Source organism: Thiomonas sp. TH-17, from assembly GCF_057473305.1.
Map to the genome: position 1 here is coordinate 1 of NZ_JBYCKI010000037.1, position 3,336 is coordinate 3,336.

4 protein-coding genes are annotated in these 3,336 nt (G+C 60.6%); all 4 read right to left on the bottom strand.

Going from position 1 to position 3,336, the window contains the following annotated elements; translation table 11 throughout:
- On the bottom strand, positions 1-242 hold a 242-nt coding region (gene atpC / locus AC2VLV_RS02795; protein WP_486988527.1), incomplete at its 3' end, for an ATP synthase F1 subunit epsilon.
- A gap of 90 nt (positions 243-332) precedes the next feature.
- Positions 333-1,748, bottom strand: coding sequence for a F0F1 ATP synthase subunit beta (atpD, locus tag AC2VLV_RS02800; protein ID WP_486988528.1), 1,416 nt, complete (start codon positions 1,746-1,748; stop codon positions 333-335).
- Positions 1,749-1,785: 37 nt separating this feature from the next.
- Entirely contained in the window at positions 1,786-2,664 is an 879-nt protein-coding gene (gene atpG / locus AC2VLV_RS02805) for a F0F1 ATP synthase subunit gamma (protein ID WP_486988529.1), read from the bottom strand.
- 64 nt (positions 2,665-2,728) lie between these two features.
- Positions 2,729-3,336 (bottom strand): F0F1 ATP synthase subunit alpha (locus AC2VLV_RS02810; RefSeq protein WP_486988530.1); only part of this gene is annotated, 608 nt, incomplete at its 5' end.

A 3,336-nucleotide genomic window follows, 5' to 3' on the forward strand; every position in this document is an offset into this window, starting at 1 on the left:
ACTCGCTTGGGCTGCACTTCAAGAATGCCGCCTGCGACAAAGACGAACTCCTCCTTGCTGCCGGTGGCATTGGCTTCGACCAATTCGATGCGCACCGAACCGGGCTTGATGCGGGTGATCAACGGGGTGTGCCCAGGCAGAATGCCCAGTTCACCCGATTCGCCGGGAAGGGCGACAAAACGCGCCTCGCCGGAGAAGATGGACTCTTCGGCACTGACGACGTCGACATGGATGGTGTTCATGGCTTCAATCCGGAACGTGATGCGGTTTCAGGCTCCGGCTGACGGGCTTTCGCATCGTCAGCCGGATTGGATCGCTTCAAGCTCGCTGGTTTAGTTGAGCTTCTTGGCCTTTTCGAAGGCTTCGTCGATGGTGCCGACCATGTAGAACGCCTGCTCGGGCAGGGCGTCGCATTCGCCGTTGACGATCATCTTGAAGCCGCGGATGGTTTCCTTCAGCGGCACATACTTGCCCGGCGAGCCGGTGAACACTTCGGCCACGTGGAAAGGCTGTGACAGGAAGCGCTGGATCTTGCGGGCGCGGGCCACGGCCTGCTTGTCTTCCGGCGAGAGTTCGTCCATACCCAGAATGGCGATGATGTCGCGCAGTTCCTTGTAACGCTGCAGGATGCCCTGCACCGCGCGGGTGGTGGAGTAGTGCTCTTCACCGATGACGTTGGGGTCGATCTGGCGGCTGGTGGAATCCAGCGGGTCCACGGCCGGATAGATGCCCAGCGAGGCGATGTCGCGGCTCAGCACCACGGTGGCGTCGAGGTGGTTGAAGGTGGTTGCGGGCGACGGGTCGGTCAAGTCGTCCGCGGGCACGTACACGGCCTGGATCGAGGTGATGGAGCCGGTTTTTGTGGAGGTGATGCGTTCTTGCAGCTTGCCCATTTCGTCGGCCAGCGTCGGCTGATAGCCCACGGCAGACGGCATGCGGCCCAGCAGCGCGGACACTTCGGTGCCAGCCAGGGTGTAGCGGTAGATGTTGTCGACGAAGAACAGAATGTCGCGGCCTTCGTCGCGGAAACGCTCGGCCATGGTCAGGCCGGTGAGCGCCACGCGCAGGCGGTTGCCCGGGGGTTCGTTCATCTGACCGAACACCATGCCCACCTTGTCGAGGACGTTCGAGTCTTTCATTTCGTGATAGAAGTCGTTGCCTTCGCGGGTGCGCTCACCCACGCCGGCGAACACCGACAGACCGCTGTGCTGCTTGGCGATGTTGTTGATGAGCTCCATCATGTTCACGGTCTTGCCCACACCGGCGCCGCCGAACAGACCGACCTTGCCGCCCTTGGCAAACGGGCAGACCAGGTCGATCACCTTGATGCCGGTTTCGAGCAGGTCGACCGAGGGGGAAAGGTCGTCGAACTTCGGCGCAGCCTGGTGAATCGAACGGCGTTCGTCGGTGGCGATCGGGCCCGCTTCGTCGATGGGGCGACCCAGCACGTCCATGATGCGACCCAGCACGGCCGGGCCGACCGGGACCTGAATGGAATTGCCGGTGTTGTTGACCAGCATGCCACGGCGCAGGCCGTCGCCCGAACCCATGGCGATGGTGCGCACCACGCCATCGCCGATCTGCTGCTGCACCTCGAACGTCAGGCCCGTTTCGGCCAGACTGCTGTCGTTGTTGTCAGCCAGCACCAGGGCGTCATACACCTTGGGAATGGCGTTACGGGGAAATTCGATATCGATCACAGCGCCGATGCACTGAACGATTTTGCCTTGCGCTTGAGCCGTCGTCATATTGCTCTCCAATGGTTTCAATTCGGTTAGCCGGGGTTCAGACCGCGGCGGCTCCGCTTACGATTTCCGAAAGTTCTTTGGTAATGGCTGCCTGTCGGCTCTTGTTGTAGACAAGCTGCAACTCACCGATCACGCTCTTGGCGTTGTCGGAGGCCGACTTCATCGCCACCATCCGCGCCGATTGTTCGCAAGCCATGTTTTCCGCCACGGCCTGGTAGATCAGCGCCTCGATGTAGCGCACAAGCAGCGCGTCGATCACCGGCTTGGCGTCGGGCTCGTAGATGTAATCCCAGCTATGGGACTTTTCATCTCCGGCCTTGGCGTCCAGTGCGTGCGCGGGCAGCGGCACAAGCGGCTCAATCTCCGGCGCCTGCTTCATGGTGTTGACGAAGCGGCTAAAGCCCAGATAGACCGCATCAAGCTTGCCTTCCTGGTAGGCGTCGAGCATGACCTTGACCGGGCCGATGAGCTTCTCTAGGTGAGGTTTGTCGCCGAGCTGCACGGCCTGCGAGATGATGTTCATGCCCAAGCGCTGCAGCAACTGCATGCCCTTGTTGCCAATGGCGCAGCACTCAATCTGCACCCCGGCGGCCTGCCACTCCTTGATTTGGCCCAGCGCCATGCGGATGATGTTGGTGTTCAACCCACCGCAAAGCCCCTTGTCGGTCGTCACGAGAATGAGGCCCACGCGTTTGATCGGTTCGCGCTTGATCAAAAACGGATGGGTGTATTCCGGGTTGGCCTGGCGCAAATGTCCCGCGATGACGCGCACGGTATCGCCGTAAGGCCGTGCCGCACGCATACGCTCCTGCGCCTTGCGCATCTTGGAGGCCGCCACCATTTCCATCGCCTTGGTGATCTTGCGCGTGTTTTGCACGCTCTTGATCTTGACGCGAATTTCTTTCATTCCAGCCATTGATTTGCTCCTGGGTCAGACCGGCAGGCTGCGGGCCTTTCGGTCTTGTCCGTCATGGAATGAATTAGTACGCACCGTTCTTCTTGAACTCGGCGATCGCATCCTTGAGCTTGGCTTCGTCGTCCTTGGAAAGGTCCTTGGTCGATTCAATGCTTTGCACCAGGGCGGCGTGCTTGGTCTGCAGATGATCGTGCAACCCCTTTTCGAAAGGCAGCACCTGCTTGACTTCGATGTCGTCAAGGTAGCCGTTGTTCACCGAGTAGAGCGAAGCCGCCATCTGCCAGACCTGCGCCGGCTGATACTGAGGCTGCTTCAGCAGTTCGACCACGCGACGACCACGCTCGAGCTGCTTGCGGGTGGCTTCGTCCAAATCGGAGGCGAACTGCGCGAACGCAGCCAGTTCACGGTACTGGGCCAGGTCGGTACGAATACCGCCCGAGAGCTTTTTGATGATCTTGGTCTGCGCCGCACCACCCACCCGCGATACCGATACACCCGCGTTGATGGCGGGACGCACACCGGCGTTGAACAGATCGGTTTCGAGGAAGATCTGGCCGTCGGTAATCGAGATCACATTGGTCGGCACGAAAGCGGACACGTCGCCAGCCTGCGTTTCGATGATGGGCAGCGCGGTCAACGAACCGGTCTTGCCCTTCACTTCACCGTTGGTGA

Coding starts and splice junctions, on each gene's coding strand:
- atpD (WP_486988528.1), bottom strand. CDS start 1,748: ATGACGACGGCTCAAGCGCAAGGCAAAATCGTTCAGTGCATCGGCGCT.
- atpG (WP_486988529.1), bottom strand. CDS start 2,664: ATGGCTGGAATGAAAGAAATTCGCGTCAAGATCAAGAGCGTGCAAAAC.